Source organism: Paenibacillus sp. T2-29, from assembly GCF_052921365.1.
The window spans coordinates 1-20749 of the sequence record NZ_JBREVE010000010.1 but is presented as its reverse complement, the minus strand read 5'-3'; the positions used below and the strand labels follow the sequence as shown (position 1 = coordinate 20749).

Annotated in this window: 16 protein-coding genes and 1 rRNA gene; 14 read left to right on the top strand and 3 right to left on the bottom strand. The window is 42.0% G+C overall.

All coding sequences use genetic code 11. The features are described from left to right. Window positions 1-357 precede the first annotated feature (357 nt). The 6 genes from ACU1JV_RS22080 to ACU1JV_RS22055 all read left to right on the top strand — a co-directional run bounded on the left by ACU1JV_RS22080 (window position 358) and on the right by ACU1JV_RS22055 (window position 6277). A complete protein-coding gene (locus ACU1JV_RS22080; protein ID WP_413987477.1) occupies window positions 358-666 on the top strand; it encodes a hypothetical protein in 309 nt (102 codons plus the stop codon). 251 nt (window positions 667-917) lie between these two features. Further along, on the top strand, window positions 918-1427 hold the full coding sequence (locus tag ACU1JV_RS22075) for a hypothetical protein (protein WP_337684115.1): 510 nt from the start codon (window positions 918-920) through the stop codon (window positions 1425-1427). A gap of 493 nt (window positions 1428-1920) precedes the next feature. Further along, the gene (locus tag ACU1JV_RS22070; protein ID WP_413987478.1) at window positions 1921-2883 is read left to right on the top strand and encodes an ABC transporter substrate-binding protein; all 963 of its coding nucleotides are present in this window, start codon (window positions 1921-1923) and stop codon (window positions 2881-2883) included. 159 nt (window positions 2884-3042) lie between these two features. Further along, the gene (locus ACU1JV_RS22065) at window positions 3043-4710 is read left to right on the top strand and encodes a helix-turn-helix domain-containing protein (protein WP_413987479.1); all 1668 of its coding nucleotides are present in this window, start codon (window positions 3043-3045) and stop codon (window positions 4708-4710) included. 272 nt (window positions 4711-4982) lie between these two features. Further along, window positions 4983-5717 (top strand): SDR family NAD(P)-dependent oxidoreductase, encoded by a 735-nt coding sequence (locus ACU1JV_RS22060; RefSeq protein ID WP_413987480.1) that lies wholly within the window; start codon window positions 4983-4985, stop codon window positions 5715-5717. A gap of 131 nt (window positions 5718-5848) precedes the next feature. Continuing rightward, window positions 5849-6277: a MarR family winged helix-turn-helix transcriptional regulator gene (locus ACU1JV_RS22055; protein ID WP_090739142.1), complete on the top strand. Its 429-nt coding sequence runs from the start codon at window positions 5849-5851 to the stop codon at window positions 6275-6277. A gap of 67 nt (window positions 6278-6344) precedes the next feature. Here ACU1JV_RS22055 and ACU1JV_RS22050 read toward each other — a convergent pair whose 3' ends face one another. Then, window positions 6345-7319, bottom strand: a complete 975-nt coding sequence (locus ACU1JV_RS22050; protein WP_013369275.1) for a bile acid:sodium symporter family protein — start codon at window positions 7317-7319, stop codon at window positions 6345-6347. An 84-nt stretch (window positions 7320-7403) separates the two neighbouring features. After that, window positions 7404-8285, bottom strand: a complete 882-nt coding sequence (locus ACU1JV_RS22045; RefSeq protein WP_413987481.1) for an AraC family transcriptional regulator — start codon at window positions 8283-8285, stop codon at window positions 7404-7406. A gap of 249 nt (window positions 8286-8534) precedes the next feature. Here ACU1JV_RS22045 and ACU1JV_RS22040 point away from each other — a divergent pair, with 249 nt between their 5' ends. Further along, the gene (locus ACU1JV_RS22040; protein WP_045245097.1) at window positions 8535-9821 is read left to right on the top strand and encodes a cellulase-like family protein; all 1287 of its coding nucleotides are present in this window, start codon (window positions 8535-8537) and stop codon (window positions 9819-9821) included. Between the two features lie 78 nt (window positions 9822-9899). Then, the gene (locus tag ACU1JV_RS22035) at window positions 9900-12257 is read left to right on the top strand and encodes a beta-galactosidase (RefSeq protein WP_413987482.1); all 2358 of its coding nucleotides are present in this window, start codon (window positions 9900-9902) and stop codon (window positions 12255-12257) included. Between the two features lie 117 nt (window positions 12258-12374). Here ACU1JV_RS22035 and ACU1JV_RS22030 read toward each other — a convergent pair whose 3' ends face one another. Next, complete coding sequence (locus ACU1JV_RS22030; RefSeq protein WP_413987483.1) at window positions 12375-13358, bottom strand: glycoside hydrolase family 5 protein; 984 nt, start codon at window positions 13356-13358, stop codon at window positions 12375-12377. A gap of 495 nt (window positions 13359-13853) precedes the next feature. Between ACU1JV_RS22030 and ACU1JV_RS22025 the strand changes: the two genes are divergently transcribed. The 6 genes from ACU1JV_RS22025 to ACU1JV_RS22000 all read left to right on the top strand — a co-directional run. Next, the gene (locus ACU1JV_RS22025) at window positions 13854-14417 is read left to right on the top strand and encodes a 5' nucleotidase, NT5C type (protein WP_016819574.1); all 564 of its coding nucleotides are present in this window, start codon (window positions 13854-13856) and stop codon (window positions 14415-14417) included. Between the two features lie 126 nt (window positions 14418-14543). Then, window positions 14544-15338, top strand: a complete 795-nt coding sequence (locus ACU1JV_RS22020) for a Nif3-like dinuclear metal center hexameric protein (protein WP_017427980.1) — start codon at window positions 14544-14546, stop codon at window positions 15336-15338. An 81-nt stretch (window positions 15339-15419) separates the two neighbouring features. Further along, entirely contained in the window at window positions 15420-17762 is a 2343-nt protein-coding gene (locus ACU1JV_RS22015; RefSeq protein ID WP_413987484.1) for a glycoside hydrolase family 2 TIM barrel-domain containing protein, read from the top strand. Window positions 17763-17912: 150 nt separating this feature from the next. Continuing rightward, on the top strand, window positions 17913-18578 hold the full coding sequence (locus ACU1JV_RS22010) for an ArsR/SmtB family transcription factor (protein ID WP_013369284.1): 666 nt from the start codon (window positions 17913-17915) through the stop codon (window positions 18576-18578). Between the two features lie 77 nt (window positions 18579-18655). Then, a complete protein-coding gene (locus ACU1JV_RS22005) occupies window positions 18656-19939 on the top strand; it encodes an MFS transporter (RefSeq protein ID WP_413987485.1) in 1284 nt (427 codons plus the stop codon). Between the two features lie 604 nt (window positions 19940-20543). Continuing rightward, window positions 20544-20749, top strand: a 16S ribosomal RNA gene (locus ACU1JV_RS22000); the annotation flags it as partial.

Sequence of the window (20749 nt, the reverse complement as noted above, 5' to 3'; positions counted from 1 at the left end):
CCCATGTAATACCTGTATAAAGATCCCTCCATTATGTTTGCGCATCAAAATGGTTTAATTTTGTAACCTAAATAACGCTATTGACGTTGCAACGAACAGGTCGATTATGGTTAGATACCACCATGATTGACTTGCTATTTTTTCTATTTTTTCTATTTTTGCTTTCTCGCATTTTTAAGATTAATTGCAGCAATATACATAGAACAATAATTAGAGTGGAAAGAACATTAACCAAGTCTAAAATATCGGGATGATTTGAAAGGGTACACGGCAGAACAGGAAAAATATTTAATTGATTTTCTGAATTCGATTGACGAATATAGAAAAGAGTATGGGCTGTATAGGGAAAGTCCTTTTATGAAAGACCTGAATGAGACTGAGCGGATTGTGTTTAATGAAATCAAAAACTCTGCCTATGAGAGTGTAGAAGCGACATGGGAACGAATACGTAACTTCCCTAATATAGATATTCGTCAAATAGTGGTTGATAACTTCGAAGGAAAACAAGACGTAGCAGACAAAATTGTTAACGTCATAACGGATCCAGATGCTGTATATGAAAAAAACGATAAACAGCTCCAAACAAGAAAATGTCGTCTGTTAGTAGAAACAACATTTCTATTTGCCGTTGGAAGGAAAGGAAAGGAAAGGAAAGAAGCATTCTAAAGATGACCGTACTTCACCAGGAGGATCACCACCTAAGAAGGAGGACCATTCTTCTGAGGGTACAGGTAATGGTGGTTCGAAACCTTTTGAATGGAATACAACCGAGTCTGTAGACACTTTTGTTAAGAGGGGTGCAGTTGTTTTAGTTAATCGACAGGCAAACGAAATATTGACTTTCTTAAATAAAAAAAAGATCGTTTATCAAGTAAATTAAAATCTGAATTAGATTTGATTGGAGAGTGAGGACGACTATGAATAACTATATAATATCTTATACAAAAAAGTTTGATTATTTTTTCGAGCAAAAAGAAATCTCAAATATTATTTATTTACATGATGAGGAGGATAATGAGAGATTAGACCATGTCTTTTTCCTTGAGAAAGAGGAAGGTAATGTTATAGGCCTGTATATAAGAGGCATGAATCCGTTAATCTCAGTGAATAGAATTTATGATTTGGATGATTTTAATCTATTTGCAAGTTATGAAGGATTGGTTGAATCTAAGGAAAATATTAAACTCAGAATAGAGTATATAGATTTGTTTTTTAGTACTCAATACAACGAATTATTGGGTTTGTATTTGGCTAATAACGATGCGTCTAGTTCTATATTTATATTATTTTTACAAGATGAAATTTATGTAGAAAAAGATTGTAGTAAATATGAGGCTAGCAGGGCGCTTGTAAAAAGGTTTTCGGCTGAAGGTTTTATAACATACGAAAAAAAATGTGAGGCTGACTGGAAGAAAATAAGCTTCTAGCCGGAAAAAATACTTTTTATTTTAATGTATTGCGACCTTCAGTGGAATTACTGAATAGAAATTATCTTCAATTATAAATAAGATTTTTCGTTTGGGGAACAATTGCAACTACCACCAAAAACTCAGATGATTCTTAAGAGGTTCAATGAATTAGTCGGTGATTTTCAGAGTACGTAGCCTAAGCGAAGGCGAGGGAATGACCTTTTTATTGAACTAACGGGCAGAATAGTTGAACAGCTTCTCAATGTTCTGAGGGGAGGGTTACAAGGCGACCCTTATCATTACGAACTATCGCTTGGCTCGTGTGCAGAGCTTATGTCCAAAGGCGGGGAGGGCTGCTAGTAGTTGGGTTGAGATAATAATACGATCATTGACATTTATCCAAATAAACCTTTGTGTTTTTTTCATTGTTTCCCCTTTTCATACTACCTATAATAATGCCGTAAATGATAACCATTTTCAATTAATAGAGAGAAGGAAAGGGGTAACAAGTGTGAAGAAACAACGTGGAAAGCAAATTATACTCTGGTTAGGGAGTTTCCTCTTGTTATTGATAATATCGGCATGCAGTACTTCTATTGCTAATAGCAGCGTGTCTGATGAACAGAAAGAGGAAAGTGAGAAAACTGTTCAATATACAACGATAACAGGTCAACAGGTTGAAATACCTGCAGATCCAAAACGAGTTGTTTATATTGGCCAGACAATTGGTGATTTCTTGGCGATGAGCATTCCAATTGTTGGTAATAACCTTCCCCAAGATACTCCTAGTTACTATGAAGGTAGATTTAAAGGAATCGTTGATGTTGGAAATCCTGGTGACTTAGAGACGATTCTGAGTTTAAAACCCGATCTGATTATTAATGGTTATTACAAGGCAGAAGCAGATCATAATGAGGCATTGTCGAAAATTGCTACTACTATCCCCTTTAACCCAGCTCTTCCTTATACAGAACGTGTAAAGGAGATTGGAAATATCTTTGGCAAACAGAAAGAGGCAGCTCAAATGATTGCTAAGTTTAAAGCACAGTCGAAAGAAATGTTTGATAAGTTTCAATTAGCAGACGGGGAGACAGCAACAATTTTCTACCAGTTGGGTAAAACACTTTATGTTATGGGCAATCGTAGCCTGGGTGCTATTATTTATGGGGAGAACGGTTTTGCCGTCCCACCAGCTGTACAGGAGAATATTCTTGATAAAGAAGGCGTGTCTTTCGTTAATATTTCAGAAGAAGTGCTTTCAGAATTTGCTGGTGATCATTTGTTTGTAGTTGTACAAGATGATGGTGAAAGTAAAACAGAAGCTGACCGACTGCTACAAAGACCGATATGGGCAACTTTGCCTGCAGTTCAAAAGGGAAATGTTCATATTGTTCCTAGTGAATGGAATACAGATAATTTGTTAGCTTTGGAGCAATTGTTTAAACAAATGCCACAATGGATGGACCAACAGTAAGAACTTATTTTGGCACATTCAGTTCTTTATATTGTTAGTTTTCTAAAATAGCACATACTCCAACTATTAAAAGCTGAACTATAGTTATAGTTGAAAGCAGGTCATTATATGTTACAATATCGATAATGATTCTCATTTTCAATTGTTGGAGAGTTGCTTATGAATCTAGCACCCCTGTATATTAGGCTGCAACACTATGATAGGTTTCAAGTTGACCAGGTAATTCCAGCGAACGGCCACAATGAGGGGATGAATGACAATGAAACAAATTTATGCACATTATTGATAGCACTCAGTCACGGCATACGGCTGTATGTAGACAATATTGCAATCGATCTGCGACAAGGAAGCTGCATTCTGGTTTTGCCTGTACAACGCTACACTATGGAATCAAGTAACAAAGAGGCACAGCTTGCACGCTTTACCTTTGAAGCCTTTAAAGTAGAAGGAATGACTTTGAATCCGGTTGCTCATCCACCTTTGCTTTGTGGTTACCCCTATAATCTGTTGATTTCTCAAGTCAATCGAGTATTAGGAAATGAAGCATGGACAAGTAACCAATGTTGTTCCTCTCTATCCACATCAGAAATGGCTATGATGCAAGGTAGACTTCAGCTCATTCTGGGGTTGATGGCTCAGTTCGATGAGCAAGTTTCCCAGTTGCAGAACAATGAAAAGATAAACTTGGTTCAACAAACCGTACAGTATATGGAACAGCATTATGATGAGGACTTAACAGTTGAAAAACTTGCTAACATGGCTGGAATGGTCAGATGGCAATATAGTCAAAAGTTTAAAATAATGACCGGCAAAAAGCCAAATGATTATTTGGTCCAATTACGTATAAACCACGCAAAAAGACTTCTGTGTAATTCCACCGAGACATTGGGCAAAATATCTCGACAAATTGGGTTTAAGGATGAATACTATTTCAGCCGGTGCTTTCATAAATTAACTGGACACACCCCGCGTGAGTATGAGAATATTCATCTTCGTACTGGGCAAAAAACAGTTATCGATTCATTTGGCAGAAAGATTCATATTCCCAAAGATACAACACGTATCGTGACTGATGGCAAATTTACGCTTGGAGAATTACTCGTTTTAGCCATGCCCCCTATAGGAGCAGCCATCTCTATCATGAAAGATAACGTGATTTATCACAATAAGTTGCGAAATATTCATAATATCGGGCATTGGGCAGATCCAGATAAAATTGCACAACTGCAGCCGGAGTTATTATTGCTTAGCTATGTTCATCCCGAACAAGATTTGCAGAAACTAGATGCGATCGCTCCTACTGTTATATTGAACAGTAAGTTTAGACTATTTGAGCGGTTACGGTATATTGCTAAACTAGTTGAACGTAGTAAAGCGGCGGAGAAGTGGATTACCAGATATGAGAACAAAGTAAGATGGGTACGCAGGCAATTAGCAGATGCTTATGTTGCTGGGGAGACAGCTGCTGTTTATCTCAAGTTTGGTGCAAAACTTTATATTATGGGCCAGAGCGGATTGGCTGCCACCTTGTATGAATCTCTTGGCTTTCGTCCTTCTGCCAATGTGATGCACCTAATCGAGCAAGGGCAAGCATGGATAGAAATTCAGCAGCATCAAATGAATCACTATGCGGGAGACCGTAATTTCGTCTTGGCTTCTCGGCAGGAATTGCAAACCGTTGCTCACTGTCCACATATCGCGGCTTTAGCCGATCTAAGTAGCAGTAAGACTCATTTTGTGGATAGTATATGGAATTATGATGATCCCATTACACGCGGACAGTTGCTAGAGGTGCTGCCGTATATTTTTAATAAGAAAATTAAGTGACCAGCGCAGAGCCGTGAGTTGGCAAATGTCTTAGAATTATAGCGGGAGCACCGGAGAAATCTCCGGTGCTTTTTATTATCCGGGAGCGATAATATTAGTCCGTTCTACATAACATGGCATTCCTCTGCTAACCATACAGCTGGGATAAAGCAGCAGTAGTATGTTGACTACAAAAGGAATATAATTTAGACATCTAATATTTAGGTATCTAAATAATGTCTCTAAATATATAGGATTTGAGCAGATTGATAATGATAAAAGGAGATATCGACATGAATAGACTGGCAGATAAAGTTGCTATTATCACAGGCGGAGGATCAGGGATAGGAGAACGGATGGTTGACCTCTTTAGTGAGGAGGGAGCTGTAGTTATTGCTGCAGACATCAATGATCAAGCTCTAGAACGGGCTAGTAAGAAAACGAATGTGTACGGAATGAAACTGGATGTTTCTTCTGACGAGGATTGGAAGGCTCTTTCCGCAGAAGTGAACATTAAATTCGGTAAAATTGACATTCTGGTTAACAATGCAGGAATAACTTCTGAAAAAGGATATCAGGATATCGACCAAGATGACTGGCATAAACTGATGACGATTAACGGATATGGTCCGTTTGCAGGTATTAAGCATGTAGCTCCGTATATGGCTGCCCAAAAGAGTGGCTCTATTATTAATATTTCTTCTTACACCGCTCAAATCGGTCAGGGATTTAATCATTATTCCGCTTCAAAAGGTGCTGTACGTGCTTTGTCGAAGGCTGCGGCAACAACGTTTGGCCGGGTTGGAGTCCGTGTAAATACGCTTTTTCCGGGCATTATCGAGACACCAATGACTGAAGCGCTCAGCACATCCAGGGAAATGCTGACCCACTTAATTCAAGCGACTCCGTTGCAGCGGCTTGGTCGACCTGATGATGTAGCTAACGCTGCCTTGTTTTTGGCTTCGGACGAGTCTTCATACATTACGGGATCGGAGCTTGTTATTGACGGTGGTTTTTCTGCCCAATAAAATTAGGATTCACTTTACTGGGAAAAGGATATATGCCTGACCTTCTTTCAATAAAGAATGACTTTTATACAAGCCCCTATACAATATAGGGGGTTATTATTTTATTTGAGAAAGCAGGTTAAAGAGTGTTAATGAAAGAACAAAATATATTTACGTTGATTCATGCTATGGACCAAGTTACCAACAACCTATTAATTAGATGGAATAAAATGTTTAATGAGAATCTAGGGATATCACATATCCTTATTCTTTCGTATCTAAATAGTTACGGAAAGTATCGCCCTTCTGATCTGGCCAGATTATTGGGGCTAACTCCTCCGACATTAACCCATCTATCTGGAAAGCTTGTGAAAAAAGGGTTGATTGTCCGAGTGGCGGATGAGGAGGACCGGCGGATTGTGTACCTGCAAATAACTGACGCTGGTGACGAAATGCTAAATAAAGCGCAGGAAGAAGGACGAAAGCTTAGAAGAAAACTATTTGAAAACCTAACCGAAGAAGAAAGAGAGTCTTTATTGTCTGTTTATGAAAAACTAAATAAGGTAATGAGTGAGGATTGATACAGGTAATCATAAGGAAGCCGCCATATTGGCGGCTTTTTTATTGATAATTAGAACCGCTTCGATTTTAAGAAGCAGAGACCGTACTGCGCTTATTCTTAGCGTTGGCGCGGTCGCGGCGACTCAGCAGAAATCCGACCAGAGATGCCGTGGATTGCTGGAAAATCATTCCGAGTACAACGGGCAGCGCTACCGGAGCCGGGAAGTAGGTAATGGCAAGCACAGCCCCCGCGCTAATATTGCGCATGCCGCCGTTAAAGACAAGCGCCGTACGGTCTGCATTATTCCACCGCATCAGCCCAGATATGAGGTAACCTATCGCATACCCTGTGGAGGCAAGGATAATGATGGAGACGCATACTCCAACAAGCTTGAGATTAAAATCGACCAGGTAAGGTGCGATGACAGATCCGTTAATCATGACGACAAGAGCCATGGCGAGCTTGGAGAACGGGCCCAGCCGAGGTCCCCACACCTGCTTAATCTTCCCTTTGGTCCATTCGTTCAACACCATGCCAACTAGTGAAGGAACGACAATCATCCAGAACAGGCTCTGCATCATCGCCCAGGTATCAAGCTGCACATTCGCTCCGATCAACAGAGACATGATGCCGGGTACGGCGAACGGGGCCAAAATTGTATCAATAAGAATGATCGCCAATGTCAGCGCTGTATTGCCTTTGTAGATACTGACCCACACAAAGCTGGAAATCCCGGTAGGGATAGCCGCGCCAAGAATCAGTCCAGTAATCGTATAAGGATCATCACTGAAAGCCAGATGCCCAAGCATCATGGCGAGAAGCGGCATGGCTAGGTGAAGAATAAACAGACAGGCAATCAGCGGACCAGGATGCTTGATCACATGGATAAAATCCTTGAACCCCATACCGATACTGCCCGCGAAGGTCATGAATGCAAACAGCCAGGGAGAAAGCTCGGTATATTGGGACAACGGCGTACCGATGAGGACGCCGATGAGAATGCTGATGGGTGTGATTAGCGGCATAGCTGCATTTAGTCTTCGATTCAACGTTAGGAGCATACAAAACTTCCTTTTTTGAACTTAAGTATAGACCTTGCTCTTTGATCCGTAAATGATCCGTGTAGGGGGAAGATCATCTATGATTTAGCCCTTTAAATTATGTCGGTAATCCAGAGGAGAGCAGCCCATTATTTTTTTGAATAGCCTGGAGAAGTAATAAGGGTCCCTAAAACCAAGTTGTAAGCTGATTTCTTTAATAGAAGCATTCGTTAAATCCAAGAGCTGACTGGCCCTCTGAATTTTCATTCTTAAATAGTAATCGACAGGAGAGTAGCCGGTTGATTGCTTGAATATCAAGTTTAAATGCTGCTTGGATACCTGAACATGCCGGCTAAGCTCATCAAGTGAAACGGTAGATTCCAATTGTTCGCCCATATAACGTGTGGCCTTATCGACATGGCTCTGGTATGTGCTGTCTTCCTTGCGAGATGCAACAGATACAACAAAACTTAGCAGATAACGGATGGTTTGCGACACTTGAACTAAATGTATCATGGAGTATGATTTGTTCAGTAAAAGGTCGTAACACTGATGAAATAGCTCCAGCAGTTTGATTTCATCACTGGCGGCCATTGAAATATACATTTTAAACGGCTCAAACAACGCCATAAAATCATCCATTTGATCCCCTTGAAGATGAAACCAGTAAATTGTCCATGGATCTTCATCGTCAGCCCCATAAGCATGCGGTATGTCCCTGGGAATGTAAGCAAAGCTTCGCTCTTTCAGGACAATGGTTAGGTTATCCTCGGTTCGCACCCAGCCTTGTCCACTCGCACAGTAAATGAATATATGCGAGTCACAGCCGTGTGTTCTTTCACGAAAATGATGACGGGCATGGCTAAAGCAGCCTATATCCGTAATATATAAATCTTTCGTAAGCGGATTCATTTTTAATTTTCTCAGCATATAGGGAGGAAGGACATATACCTTTTTACGTTCAAAATCATCGGCTTTCTTAGTCATAATCTATTTATCTCCCAGCCGTAGGCGGCTCTAATGATGAAATACGTATATAGTCCATCATAAACAGTGGATTGTCAATTGTCTGTGATACCGCTTACTTGTAAGCTTTGATATAAGAGCGATTATGAGGGAGTGATGAATTGAAAATGAAGGTAACCGGTCAGAGTGAACAGGCTGTAGAAGGGCTGCGGAAGGCTTGTAGATTAAGGAGCATTGAACCCTATGGACTGGAGCTGGGAGGGAAATCACATGAGTAATCTGATGAGAAATGTACCGCGTAAATTGACGATCACGATGTGGGACTTCTCTTGGTATACCATGACACAGGAGAGGGAGCCCTACAGCGACCTGGCAGCTCGTTTTCAGGAAGCGGTCGAAAGAGGATACAATACGATCCGAATATGCGCTATGCCCTTTATGTTGTTTACGGTGGATGGCAAACGCCCAGGTCCATTGGAGTTTGCGAGTCTGGGAAAAGTGGGCCAGCGTACGCGCTGGTATAACTGTCGCGGCGGTGCAGTGCTGGATGGGCATGCTCATTTGCTCGAACTGTTTAGACAGGCAAAGGCTCATAATTGTTACATTATATTATCCTCTTGGGAATATCAGCAGAGTCCGACCTTCCTGGCCCATGCTGAGCTTAGAGATGAATTAGCTGCGATCCCACCTAAGGAAAGATTCATGACGATTGCAAAATCAATGGATCAGTTGATTCGTTTTGTTACAGCAGCAGGCTATAGGGATCAGATTATCTATACAGAGTTACATAACGAAGTGGAGTTTGGGCAGTTAAACGCTGTCGGAACGTCTGAAGGCATAGCGGAAACAAACATACCAGCGCTTATTGAAGCAATGCAGCCCTACGTAGAAGAAGCGATTGAATATCTTCGCCAAAGCCATTCAGATATTATGATGACAGCCAGCTATACGTTAAATGAAGCCTACCCCAAAGCTTACGTCGCGCGCAATATGCAGGTGGCCCATTTTCATCTTTATATTAAAGGGGTGCTGAATGAGCTGATGGAAGCGGCAGGGCTTGATAATGAGTTGGCGACATTCCCCAATTCATTCGTCCAATCCCTATTGAGGGAAGATGCCCCTCCATTTGCAGAATGGGCTCTGCCTCCAGAGCAAAATTGGCGGATGGAGGGCAATCCCGTTGGCATGAGGCTTATTTATTTACACGACTGGGTAGATCCGGATCAATGGGATTTATTTTTGTACGATCGGTACGGAGATCATAAAATGGCCATGTTGCAGAAGGCCGACTCCCGATTGGAGGAGATTCATGAGTGGACCCGTCGTTCCGGTATTCCAATTGTCATAGGAGAAGGATATGTAGGCTATACGCCCCTGCATGCCCAATTTGAAGAAGGTCCGGTCGGTAAATATATAGCCGAATATGTGTTGCGAAAAGGAATGGCACTGGGGTTCTGGGGAATGACCCTCTGCTCCAACTGTGCTCCGCATCATCCGTTCTGGAATGATATAGCCTGGCAGCGCAAGTGGAACCAATTTATCCTAAATTCAGATTAGAGGTTCCTTCCTAGACAATCTATTGTCTCTGAGATAGCTGGTGTCATTCAATATGAACGATTGAGGGGAGTGAACTTTATGAGAAACTATCGAATTACGGTCCAAGATGATCATAAGCATATTGTGAAAGGCCAACTCAGACTTGGCGGCATCAATCCAAAGGGAGAACAAATCGGCTTCACCAACTATTTTATGGAGAAGGATGGAGAGCTTTTTTTCGGGATTTGTGGTGAATTCCATTATGCACGCTATGATGAACGCTATTGGGAAGACGAAATTATTAAAGTAAAAATGGGTGGCGTCAATATCATTGCTACTTATGTTTTTTGGAATTTACATGAAGAAGTCGAAGGTATTTTTAATTGGAGTGCGAACAAAAACCTCCGCTATTTTATTGAGTTATGTGGCAAACATCAGCTCTATGTCATTATCCGAATCGGACCCTTCAATCATGGCGAAATCCGAAACGGCGGTATACCGGATTGGCTATTTGGCCGCCCATTTGAGGTTCGTTCTAATGATGAGGGATATTTGTTTTATACGAGAAGAATGTATAACGAAATCGGTATTCAGGTTCAAGGGTTGTTATATAAGGAGGGTGGGCCGATCATCGGCACCCAAATCGAAAACGAGCATCATCATTCCTCTGCTCAGTGGGGATTGACTGTAGGAATTAATGATATGTGGTTAAACTCTGGGAGTGACGGTAATTCGCATATGTTAAAACTTAAAAAAATAGCTCTGGAAGCGGGTATTGATACTCCGATCTATACATGCACAGGATGGGGAGGAGCGACAACGCCTGTTCCTGATATGCTGCCCTTATGGGGCGGATATGCCTACTGGCCGTGGATCTATTATGAAGAGGGACGGTTGGAGGGGAAGGATGAGCATCCTGCGACACCGGAATACATTTTCCGAGACAAGCATAATAACAAGATTCCGAAAAGCTACAATTTTGAGCCCCTATACGCCCCGGAAGACTATCCGTACGCTTGCTGCGAAATGGGTGGCGGTATGGTTCAGTTTTATAAATACCGGTTTGCCTTTCCCTATCGCAGTGTTCCAGCGATGACTGTCATGAAGGTTGCAGAAGGCTGTAACCTGATCGGATACTATATGTATCATGGGGGTTCCAATCCGCGAGGTAAGGTTAACCCGTTCACAAACGATATGGCTACACCTAAAATATCCTATGATTTCAATGCCATGATTGGAGAATTCGGTCAAATAAGGGAGTCATACCGAAGAACAAAGCTACAGCATTATTTTCTTTCAACGTTTCAAAAGCAATTCTCTCTGACGAAGACTATTCTGCCAGAGGACACGTCCCCAATGGACCCTTATGATGTGGATACCTTACGATATGCGATTCGCTCCAGTGCCGGGGCGGGGTACCTGTTTCTAAATAATTTTCAGGACCATGTTGAAAATTACGACCTGTACAATTTCAATGTAAGCATTGAGCTGCCTGAGGAAACGATTGTAATCCCTAGTCAAGGTGAACTGACATTAGGACGGGATAGCTTCGCTATTTTGCCTTTTAACCTCAATTTGGATGGAATAAAGCTCAAATATGCAACAGCCCAGCTGATAACAAGAATAGAAGAGGATGGAGAAATATATTATTTTTTCTTTGTACCAGACGGGATGAAAGGAACGTATGCATTGGAATCAAAACATATCATCCGTGCCACAATCGACAAAGGTTCGATAGAGCAATTGGATGAGAATACGATCATTCAGGTTGCTGAAGAGGAAGAGAGTCTCATCCGCCTGGTATCTGAAAGTGGCCAAAAAGTTGTCATCTATACGATGACTGATGGTCAAAGCTTGGAGTTTTGGAAGGTCAACCTGCAAGGTCGAGACAGAGTTATCCTGACAAGTGCCAATTTACTTGTATCCGGAGCTGAGGTGAAACTGGAATCAACAGATCAGGAGATTGTAACACTGAGTGTATTCCCGGATTTTGACGACTCAATCACATCCATATCCGGTGGAGAGTTGCTTGCAACAACAGAAAGTGAATTATTTACAACGTATCAGTTAAGAGTTTCAAAGAAAGAAATACACTTCCATCTGAAAAGGGTGAATCATGATAAATTCGTCCTTGATTTTGAAAAAAATGCCCTTGATGGGATCAAAGAGGCTCTGCTGCGTATCAATTATACGGGAGATATCGGTTATGCATTTATTGATGGCGAACTGATTCACGATAACTTCTGCAACCATACGACCTGGGAAATAGGTTTAAAATCATTTGAACATCGGCTCATCGAACGAGGGATGTACGTATATGTTTCTCCAATTCGAAAGGGCAGGGTTGTAAACAGCAATACAACCATGGCTGGCTGGAAAGAGACAACGGAGGAACGAATCGCGAACATTGGCGCGGTCAGCATAGTGCCTGTGTATGAAATCAAAATCACTGTATAACCCAGAAAGTGTAAGATCAGAGACGCTCAGCGAGTGCTTTTAGTACGAAGTATAAAAATGTAATAGCTCATGGTGGTTCAACCATGAGTCTATTACATTTATTTTCCTATATTGCTATTAGTAGATACCGGCTTTTTTCGATGTTTCTTTGATACCGTTGGTTCCTTCTACCACAGTGCGGCCCCAATCGGTCAGATTGCCGTTAGGTCCTGTTACAAGATCAAGATAAGAAAGGTTGGAGCTATTACCGTACCAGGACCAAGCTAACCAGCCTATGCTTTTAGATTGGCCGTATCTCATGATTTCTGTCTCGTCGACGTCTGCTCCCTGGTGGTAACCGCCAAATTCACCAATAATCAGAGGGAGTCCTTGATTCAGAACGTTATCAATATTGGTTCGAACAGTTTGAACATCTTTACCAGCGAACTCATACATATGGATGGAGAATACCGTATTCTTCAAAGAATCAGCTGCAAATACAGACTTACCGAAGTCATTGATAGATTGAGGATATTGTCCCCAACCAGCACAATCGACGATGAGTGTATTTTTAATACCTGCGTTTCTCAGCTTGGGAATCGCTTGCTTATACCCATCTGCCCAGCCGCCTCCATTCCAAGAGCCATACCATTCGTTCGCAATGTTCACGATAACCCGATCTTCCTTGCCGATCAGGGCATCTTTTATGCTAATCCAGTAATTCACAGCCGCATCCAAAGACGCATAGTCGTCTTTACCCGTAGCGTCATGAACCTCAAGTACAGGAATCATTTTATAACTTGTGACTAGGGAGATAATATTTTTTACGGAATTTATGTCATCCTTGGTGTATTGTGTTCCGTTAGAAAGGACAATCCGAACGGTATTAGCACCTGTCTTGGCAATGGCTGGGATGGCAGTATAAAGATCGTTTTTGTACCAAGTGTGAGCATGATTGACGCCTCTCATAACGAACGGCTTGCCTGTAGAGTCATACAATTTGGTACCGCTTACATAAAAACCTGAAGCAGCTTGCGCCTTGGAGAAGAATCCCCCCAAACCAATCATGATAAGCAGACCAGCGAGTCCAGACAATAATGCTTTTCTTAACAATGTTTTCACTTTTATTCCTCCCTAAATATATTATTCAACTTCCTGCTATATAGAGGTGGAGTAGGGGGGCAAGTATGTAAATAGCAGTAAGCTAAACACGTTATGAAGCGCTTTCATTTTTGTTATTAGTTATTTTTCGTTATTCTACCATTTGTGTTTTTGTTATTCAATTGATTTTTTTAATTTTTTTTGTTTTCGGATCATATCTGTATAGGTTTCTTATTGAAGTGTGATTTATAAAGGTTTTATTATAACTTTTCTCTCTATTATGATATGTTTACTTGATTTTTCTGTAGGATAAGTTAGCTAAAAATAATAAAATAAAACCTAACTATTTTGATGATTGATTTGTTGGATATAAACCAACCTAACGATATGTTTGGTTAGCTATCAGTAGTTATGTGAGGAACCGATAGTATAGCTTCATGCCAAGCTTCACCCCAGTATTAAATTATTGTATGATATTCTCGTAATACTTTTACCAGAATGGATAGGGGCAAGATGATGAGAAAACCAATCATAGCAGTCGATATGGACGATACGATCTGTCATCTCGTCAAACGGGCTATATACCATAACAATAGTGAATTTCCCACTCATCCGCTTCGTTATGAAGAAATGTTAGATTGGAACACCGATCATCTACGTCATCCCAAAAGCACACATGATGTATTTTATGGACGACCGGGTTTGTTTGAGGAACTTGAACTGTATGACGAGTATGTCGTAGAAGAAATGGAGAAGCTTTGCAATGCTTTTGATGTCATTATTGTGACAGCGGCAGAACCAAAAACCGTCGTGGAGAAATGGAATTGGCTTCAAAGACATATGCCATTCATTCCGATTGAGAACTTTTTCCCATGTAAACGAAAGAATCTGATTAACTATGATCTCCTGATTGATGATGGTCCTCATAATTTAGTGCCTGCACTGCAGGAGGGGAAGCAAGTGCTTTGTATTCCTCATCCATGGAATATGAAGGCAAGAGAGCAATATGAGTTCCCGGTCATGGCATCTTGGCAAGGAGCAAAAGAACGAATTGACTCCATTTTGGGAGTTCTGAAATAAAAAAATAGATGCATTCGTAAAACAGCTGGCTCACTTGGAGCTGGCTATTTTGCTAGAAATAATAGACCCCATAACAGAATAAAATGGTACAATTGATACATATTTTTCATGGGGAGGGATACGTGTATGACCATGACTATGGGGCAGATGGTGAATCATCTGACAAAGGGAATAGACATACCCAATACGACCGTAGATCTGCTTAACCCAGAGCTCAGGGATATTGAGATTCAAGGAATTGTAACCGCTTTCTGTGCATCGCAATATGTGATAGAACAAGCTATTTCGCTTGGCGCGAATTTTATCATTACACATGAAGGTCTGTATTATAGCCATCACGGGATGCAGGAATATTTACTACATGATCCCGTCTATTTGCACAAATCTCGCCTGGTCGCCGACTCAGGCGTAGGGATTTATCGTTTTCATGACACCATACACCGTTATCAGCCAGATGGAGTGATGGTTGGACTTCTTCAGGCGCTTGATTGGCATCCTTACGTTGTGAAGCAGCAGCCCTCTTCCGCCATTTTGGCTATTCCAGCTATGGAAGTTAAGGAGATCGCTGAATATATGAAAGCCAAACTTCATATTCGTTATGTACGAGTAGCTGGCGAGGTATCCATGCCGTGTGAACGAGTGGGAATCTTAGTCGGATATAGGGGAGGTGGTGAACTAGCCATACCATTATTTCTACATGAAAATGTAGACCTGATCATTGCTGGTGAAGGGCCCGAATGGGAAACACCGGAATATGTGAAAGACGCTGTCTATCAAGGGCAAAATAAAGCACTTATCATGCTGGGACATGCTGAAAGTGAAGCACCTGGTATGAAGTATCTTGCTGAAACACTTTCCGTCCAATTTCCAACGCTCCCCGTCTACTTTGTTGAGGATCGCCCTGTGTTTGAAATATTGTAAGAGAGAACATACCTATGCTGATGATCATCCCGCACTGTTGTTTATATCCGTTCATCTACTTTATGAAATGGAGGCAAGATAATGGGAAGCAGAGTGATTATGCCGTTCAGAACGGACTGGAAATTTATAGAAGGCAATTACACAGGCGCTGAGAAGACAAACTATAACGATGGGCATTGGCAGGACCTTCATATCCCTCATGATTGGAGTATTGAAAAGTCCTTTGATCCACATATGCTGTATGGCGGCAATCAAGCTTATTTGCCCAGGTGGTCTGTTGGGTGGTACAGAAAGCATTTTAATGTGAAGCCCTCCTCTCCAAAACAGCGCGTATACATACAATTCGATGGCATTCACAGTAATAGTGAGGTTTGGCTCAATGGGCATTTTGTGGGCAAGCGGCCCTATGGGTATGTTAGCTTTCAATATGATTTGACTCCATATATTCGGTGGGACGAGGATAACGTAATTGCGGTCAAAGTGGACAATACGCTTCTTCCGCCTGACAGATGGTATTCGGGGGCCGGTATTTATCGTAATGTGTGGCTGATTTATACGGATTATCTTCACGTAACCGAATGGGGAACTACTATTACCACACCTGAAATTTCGCCAGATGAAGCCAAGGTGAGTGCCAGAATTAAGATCAGCAATCACCATGAGCATGCCGTAGAGTGTACGATTAAGACTGAAATACTGGATTCACAGGGACAACTAAAAGGAAAAATTGAAAACCGAGTAGCTCTTGCGGGCTTTGAAACAGAGGAAATTGAGCAGAGAACGAGAGTTATAGAACCAGAATTATGGTCACCGGACAACCCGGTGCTCTATGAAGCCCAAACGACGATCTATTGCGACAATACTGAGGTGGATCGTTATCGTATCCCTTTTGGCATAAGAGAAGTGATCCTCGAATCTCAAAAAGGATTATTGCTAAATGGAAGCAGCTTGAAGCTGAAGGGAGTGTGCATTCACCATGATTTAGGCTGTCTAGGGGCTGCTTACCATGATACGGCCATGAAGAGAAGGCTGGAGAAGCTGAAGGAAATGGGCTGCAACTCAATCCGTTTTGCGCATAATCCTATGGCGCCCGAATTATTAGACTTATGTGACCATATGGGTTTCTTGGTGGTGGATGAGGCTTTTGACAAATGGAAATCTCTTTCCTATGAGCATGTATATGATGAATGGTGGGCAAAGGATCTGGAGGCCATGCTTGTTAGAGACAGAAATCATCCTAGTGTTTTTATGTGGAGCGTTGGTAATGAAGTGGAGAACCAAGGTCAACCGTCCATGCTAAACATGTTGGAGAAGCTCGTTGCCTTTTGCCATGAAAAAGATCCAACCCGGCCTGTTACCTGCGCGCTTGAGCCGCATAATACACCGATCAGCTTGCGTGATGGTTCGATTGAGGCCAAGGTGGAGCATACCAAGCTACTGGCCCAACGAGTGGATGTACTGGGGCTGAACTATCAAGAACAGTGGTACGAGCACTATAGAGCGGCCATGCCGGATACGCTTATCCTTGGAACAGAGACGTTCCCATATTATCGGGGTAAAGATAACCGGGTTAAAGGTTATTTGCCCCTGAATCCCTGGTTTGATGTCGCTAATCATGATTATGTGATTGGTCAATTTGTTTGGAGTGGAATCGACTATTTGGGAGAAACAGGCTACCCCTCCAAAGGGTGGTCCTCCGGCCTGATTGACACGTGTGGGTTTCGCAAACCTGTATCTTATCTCCAGCAAAGTCTTTGGTCTGATCAGCCAGTTGTGCACATAGCCGTATTTAATGAGTATATGAAATCGGAGTATAATCCGACATGGACAATGCACTGGAAATCGCCAGCTATGGAAGATCATTGGACATTTCCTGAATACGCAGGAAAACTGATACGGTTGGTTACCTTTACCAACTGCGAGAGCGTAGAATTGATCGTTAACGAGGAATCATACGGTAAGAGAAAGTTGGCTGATTACCCTAATCATTTAATCCTATGGGAGCTCCCCTATACACCAGGCAAAATTCGGGCTATAGGCCGGAATGGAAATCAGCAGGTTTGTGAACATGAACTGACTACCGCCGAGCTTCCTTATGCTCTAAAAATGGAGGCTGATCGGGCGATTCTCCCTGCTGATGGGCATGAAATATCTCATGTGGAAGTAACCGTTATAGATCAACATGGGATTGTTGTACCCAACCAGGATGTTGATTTGAGCTTTGAACTGCATGGTGATGGTCGTATCCTTGGAATAGACAATGGAGATCTCACCAGTGATGAACCCTACAAGGGGAAAGGGAGACGAACACACAGAGGAAGGTGTCTTGTGATTGTACAATCAGGGGATGTGGCTGGTGAGCTGTTGCTTCAAGCCTCAGCGGATGGGGAGTTACAGGGAGAAGTCAGTCTGAAAGTGGAATAAAGGGGAAAATGGATATTTGCCAGCTCATGCAGCTGGCTTTTTTTGCGTGAAAACTGAATGTATTTCAGAATTGACATGAAAAAAAGGAAGAATTATAATTTCATTATTAAAGGAGTTAATTGAATAGTTTAATGAATGGGGTGTTTGATAGTGAACGAACGAGATTTCAAAGATGGTCTTTTCACCGAATACGCACGGATCGGAAAATGCTTGTCCAGCCCGAAAAGGTTGGAAATTCTTGATATTCTCATACAAGGACCCAAATCAGTTGAAGTTCTATCTAAAATGACTTCGATGTCCGTTGCCAATGTTTCTCAGCATCTACAAACTCTATATCAGGCTAAGTTGGTTCAATCCAAAAAGCAGGGAAACTTTGTGTATTATGAACTTTCTGATTCATCTGTTTTGCACTTTTTAAATTCACTGTATGACCTGTCTGAAAAGCAGTTAATTGAAGTTCAGCACATTAAGGAGCAATTTTTGGGCCAATTCTCAGATGTTGAAGGAGTCACAATGGAAGAATTGGCAATGCGGATGGAAAAAGGGGAAGTGACACTTCTTGATGTACGGCCGCGAGATGAATATGAAACTGCGCATATACCGGGAGCTGTTTCCGTTCCAATTGAAGAATTAGCGGAGCAGTTATCCTTGTTGCCAGCCGACTCGAAGATTGTGGCTTATTGCAGAGGCCCGTATTGCTTAATGGCGGTTAGAGCTATTGAATTGTTGCAAGCTCATGGTTTCGAAGCTAGACACTTGGATAAGAGTGTTCACGATTGGAACGACTTTATTCTTAACGAAGTGACAGGCTCATGAAGATTGGAATGCTTGTCACTTTTTGATGAAAAACAGATAACTGTTTTGAAGGGAATCAGGGGAGGATGTTAGCCTTAATGAATTTGACGAATGCTTCGCGGAAGAAGCAAGCGCTTATCAATTCCTATGTGGAATCTTCAGATAAGCAAAGAAAACTGTATCGTCGTACGCTTATCACCGTTATTTTCTCTCAAATTTTTGGAGGCGCCGGACTGGCTGCCGGAGTAACCGTGGGTGCGTTATTGGCGCAAGATATGCTGGGTACGGATAAGTTCACGGGGATTCCTACAGTACTATTTACACTTGGATCAGCGGTTGCAGCGCTCCTCGTTGGTCGGTTTTCCCAAAGATTTGGCCGACGGATGGGGTTGGGACTCGGTTTTATTGCAGGGGGAGTTGGGGCGATCGGTGTCGTTGTTGCAGCTCTTATGAATAGTATTACCCTGCTTTTGGTCTCCCTTCTTATTTATGGATCGGGAACGGCTACAAACCTGCAGGCTCGTTATGCCGGTACAGATCTCGCGAATTCAAAGCAGAGAGCAACAGCTGCGAGTATGGCTATGGTCTTTACAACGATCGGAGCGGTAGCCGGTCCCAACTTAGTTAACGTTACGGGAGAGTTTGCGTTATCCATTGGAGTTCCCAGTTTAGCGGGACCTTTTCTTTTAGCGGCTGTAGCCTATACACTAGCAGGCATAATATTATTGCTACTTCTTCATCCAGATCCTTTATTGGTAGCCAAAGCGGTTGCGAATCAGGCGGCACAAGGAAGCCAGTCGTCTTCTGATCTTGAAGCTACTCGTGATGGCAAAAAAGGAATTACTCTTGGCGCTTTAATTATGATAATAACTCAAATTGTCATGGTTGCGATTATGACGATGACTCCCGTACATATGAAGCATCATGGACATGGACTTGGCGAAGTAGGATTAGTCATCGGTTTTCATATTGGCGCTATGTATCTTCCGTCTCTGATTACAGGTATTCTTGTCGATAAGATTGGTCGTATAGCGATGGCGCTGGCTTCGGCTGTAACGTTACTTCTCGCTGGCGTAGTAGCTGCGTTGGCTCCCACTGATTCCATGGTTATGCTTATTGTGGCGCTTTCTCTTTTAGGGATAGGGTGGAATTTTGGACTGATTAGCGGAACCGCTTTGATCGTAGATTCGACGACAACATCTAATCAAGCTAAGGTACAGGGGGCGGTGGATGTACTTATTGCTTTGGCAGGAGCGTCGGGAGGAGCACTGTCTGGGATGATTGTAGCAAATTCAAGCTATTCCATACTTTCTTATGCGGGAGGAATTCTGGCGCTGGCGTTACTTCCTATTATGTTATGGATGCGTCCAAAGAGAGCATAGACTAGAAAAAAACGACCTTAAGGTCGTTTTTTTGTGTGTTTATTTAACTGTCAGGGGGGAGGAGTTTGCATGAAACCGAATAGAGAAGTCCTAATTTCAAATTTGCACCGGTCCTTATCCTAAAACTAAACGATTTCATTGCTCTTAGCATCAACCAAACTAGGTCAGGTCTGGCGATCTATCTTGATGCCCAAAAACAATAGGTATAAACCGAAATGCTATCGTTATATATAATTAATTGTATAATTTACCTGTGGTAATTAGCAAAGCTAAATGGTATATTATTTGAGCTGACAACAAAACAGCCGTTTCGAAAGAGAATCCACAGGGTGAAATGATCTTCAGAAAAAAAGAAGAAAATAACCCTTGCATTTTTGAAATGAACATGGTATGATCTTATAGCTGCTGAAAAACGCAGCGAAAAAAGAATTTGATCTTTGAAAACTGAACAACGAGTGAGTACGGATTTTGTTTACAAAATCCAACGTTGAAATTTTGGTACATGCCATCTGGCTGTATGAAATGGAAACGAAAATGAGATATTTTATCTCGTCAGTTTCAAAATGAGCTAATCGCTCTTTCTATAACCAACTTCGGTTGGTCTTTAATGGAGAGTTTGATCCTGGCTCAGGACGAACGCTGGCGGCGTGCCTAATACATGCAAGTCGAGCGAGGTTGTTTAGAAGCTTGCTTCTAAACAACCTAGCGGCGGACGGGTGAGTAACACGTAGGCAACCTGCCCACAAGACAGGGATAACTACCGGAAACGGTAGCTAATACCCGATACATCCTTTTCCTGCATGGGAGAAG

Coding starts and splice junctions, on each gene's coding strand:
- ACU1JV_RS22080 (WP_413987477.1), top strand. CDS start 358: ATGAAAGACCTGAATGAGACTGAGCGGATTGTGTTTAATGAAATCAAA.
- ACU1JV_RS22075 (WP_337684115.1), top strand. CDS start 918: ATGAATAACTATATAATATCTTATACAAAAAAGTTTGATTATTTTTTC.
- ACU1JV_RS22065 (WP_413987479.1), top strand. CDS start 3,043: ATGAATCTAGCACCCCTGTATATTAGGCTGCAACACTATGATAGGTTT.
- ACU1JV_RS22060 (WP_413987480.1), top strand. CDS start 4,983: ATGAATAGACTGGCAGATAAAGTTGCTATTATCACAGGCGGAGGATCA.
- ACU1JV_RS22055 (WP_090739142.1), top strand. CDS start 5,849: ATGAAAGAACAAAATATATTTACGTTGATTCATGCTATGGACCAAGTT.
- ACU1JV_RS22050 (WP_013369275.1), bottom strand. CDS start 7,319: ATGCTCCTAACGTTGAATCGAAGACTAAATGCAGCTATGCCGCTAATC.
- ACU1JV_RS22045 (WP_413987481.1), bottom strand. CDS start 8,285: ATGACTAAGAAAGCCGATGATTTTGAACGTAAAAAGGTATATGTCCTT.
- ACU1JV_RS22040 (WP_045245097.1), top strand. CDS start 8,535: ATGAGTAATCTGATGAGAAATGTACCGCGTAAATTGACGATCACGATG.
- ACU1JV_RS22035 (WP_413987482.1), top strand. CDS start 9,900: ATGAGAAACTATCGAATTACGGTCCAAGATGATCATAAGCATATTGTG.
- ACU1JV_RS22025 (WP_016819574.1), top strand. CDS start 13,854: ATGAGAAAACCAATCATAGCAGTCGATATGGACGATACGATCTGTCAT.
- ACU1JV_RS22020 (WP_017427980.1), top strand. CDS start 14,544: ATGACCATGACTATGGGGCAGATGGTGAATCATCTGACAAAGGGAATA.
- ACU1JV_RS22015 (WP_413987484.1), top strand. CDS start 15,420: ATGGGAAGCAGAGTGATTATGCCGTTCAGAACGGACTGGAAATTTATA.
- ACU1JV_RS22005 (WP_413987485.1), top strand. CDS start 18,656: ATGAATTTGACGAATGCTTCGCGGAAGAAGCAAGCGCTTATCAATTCC.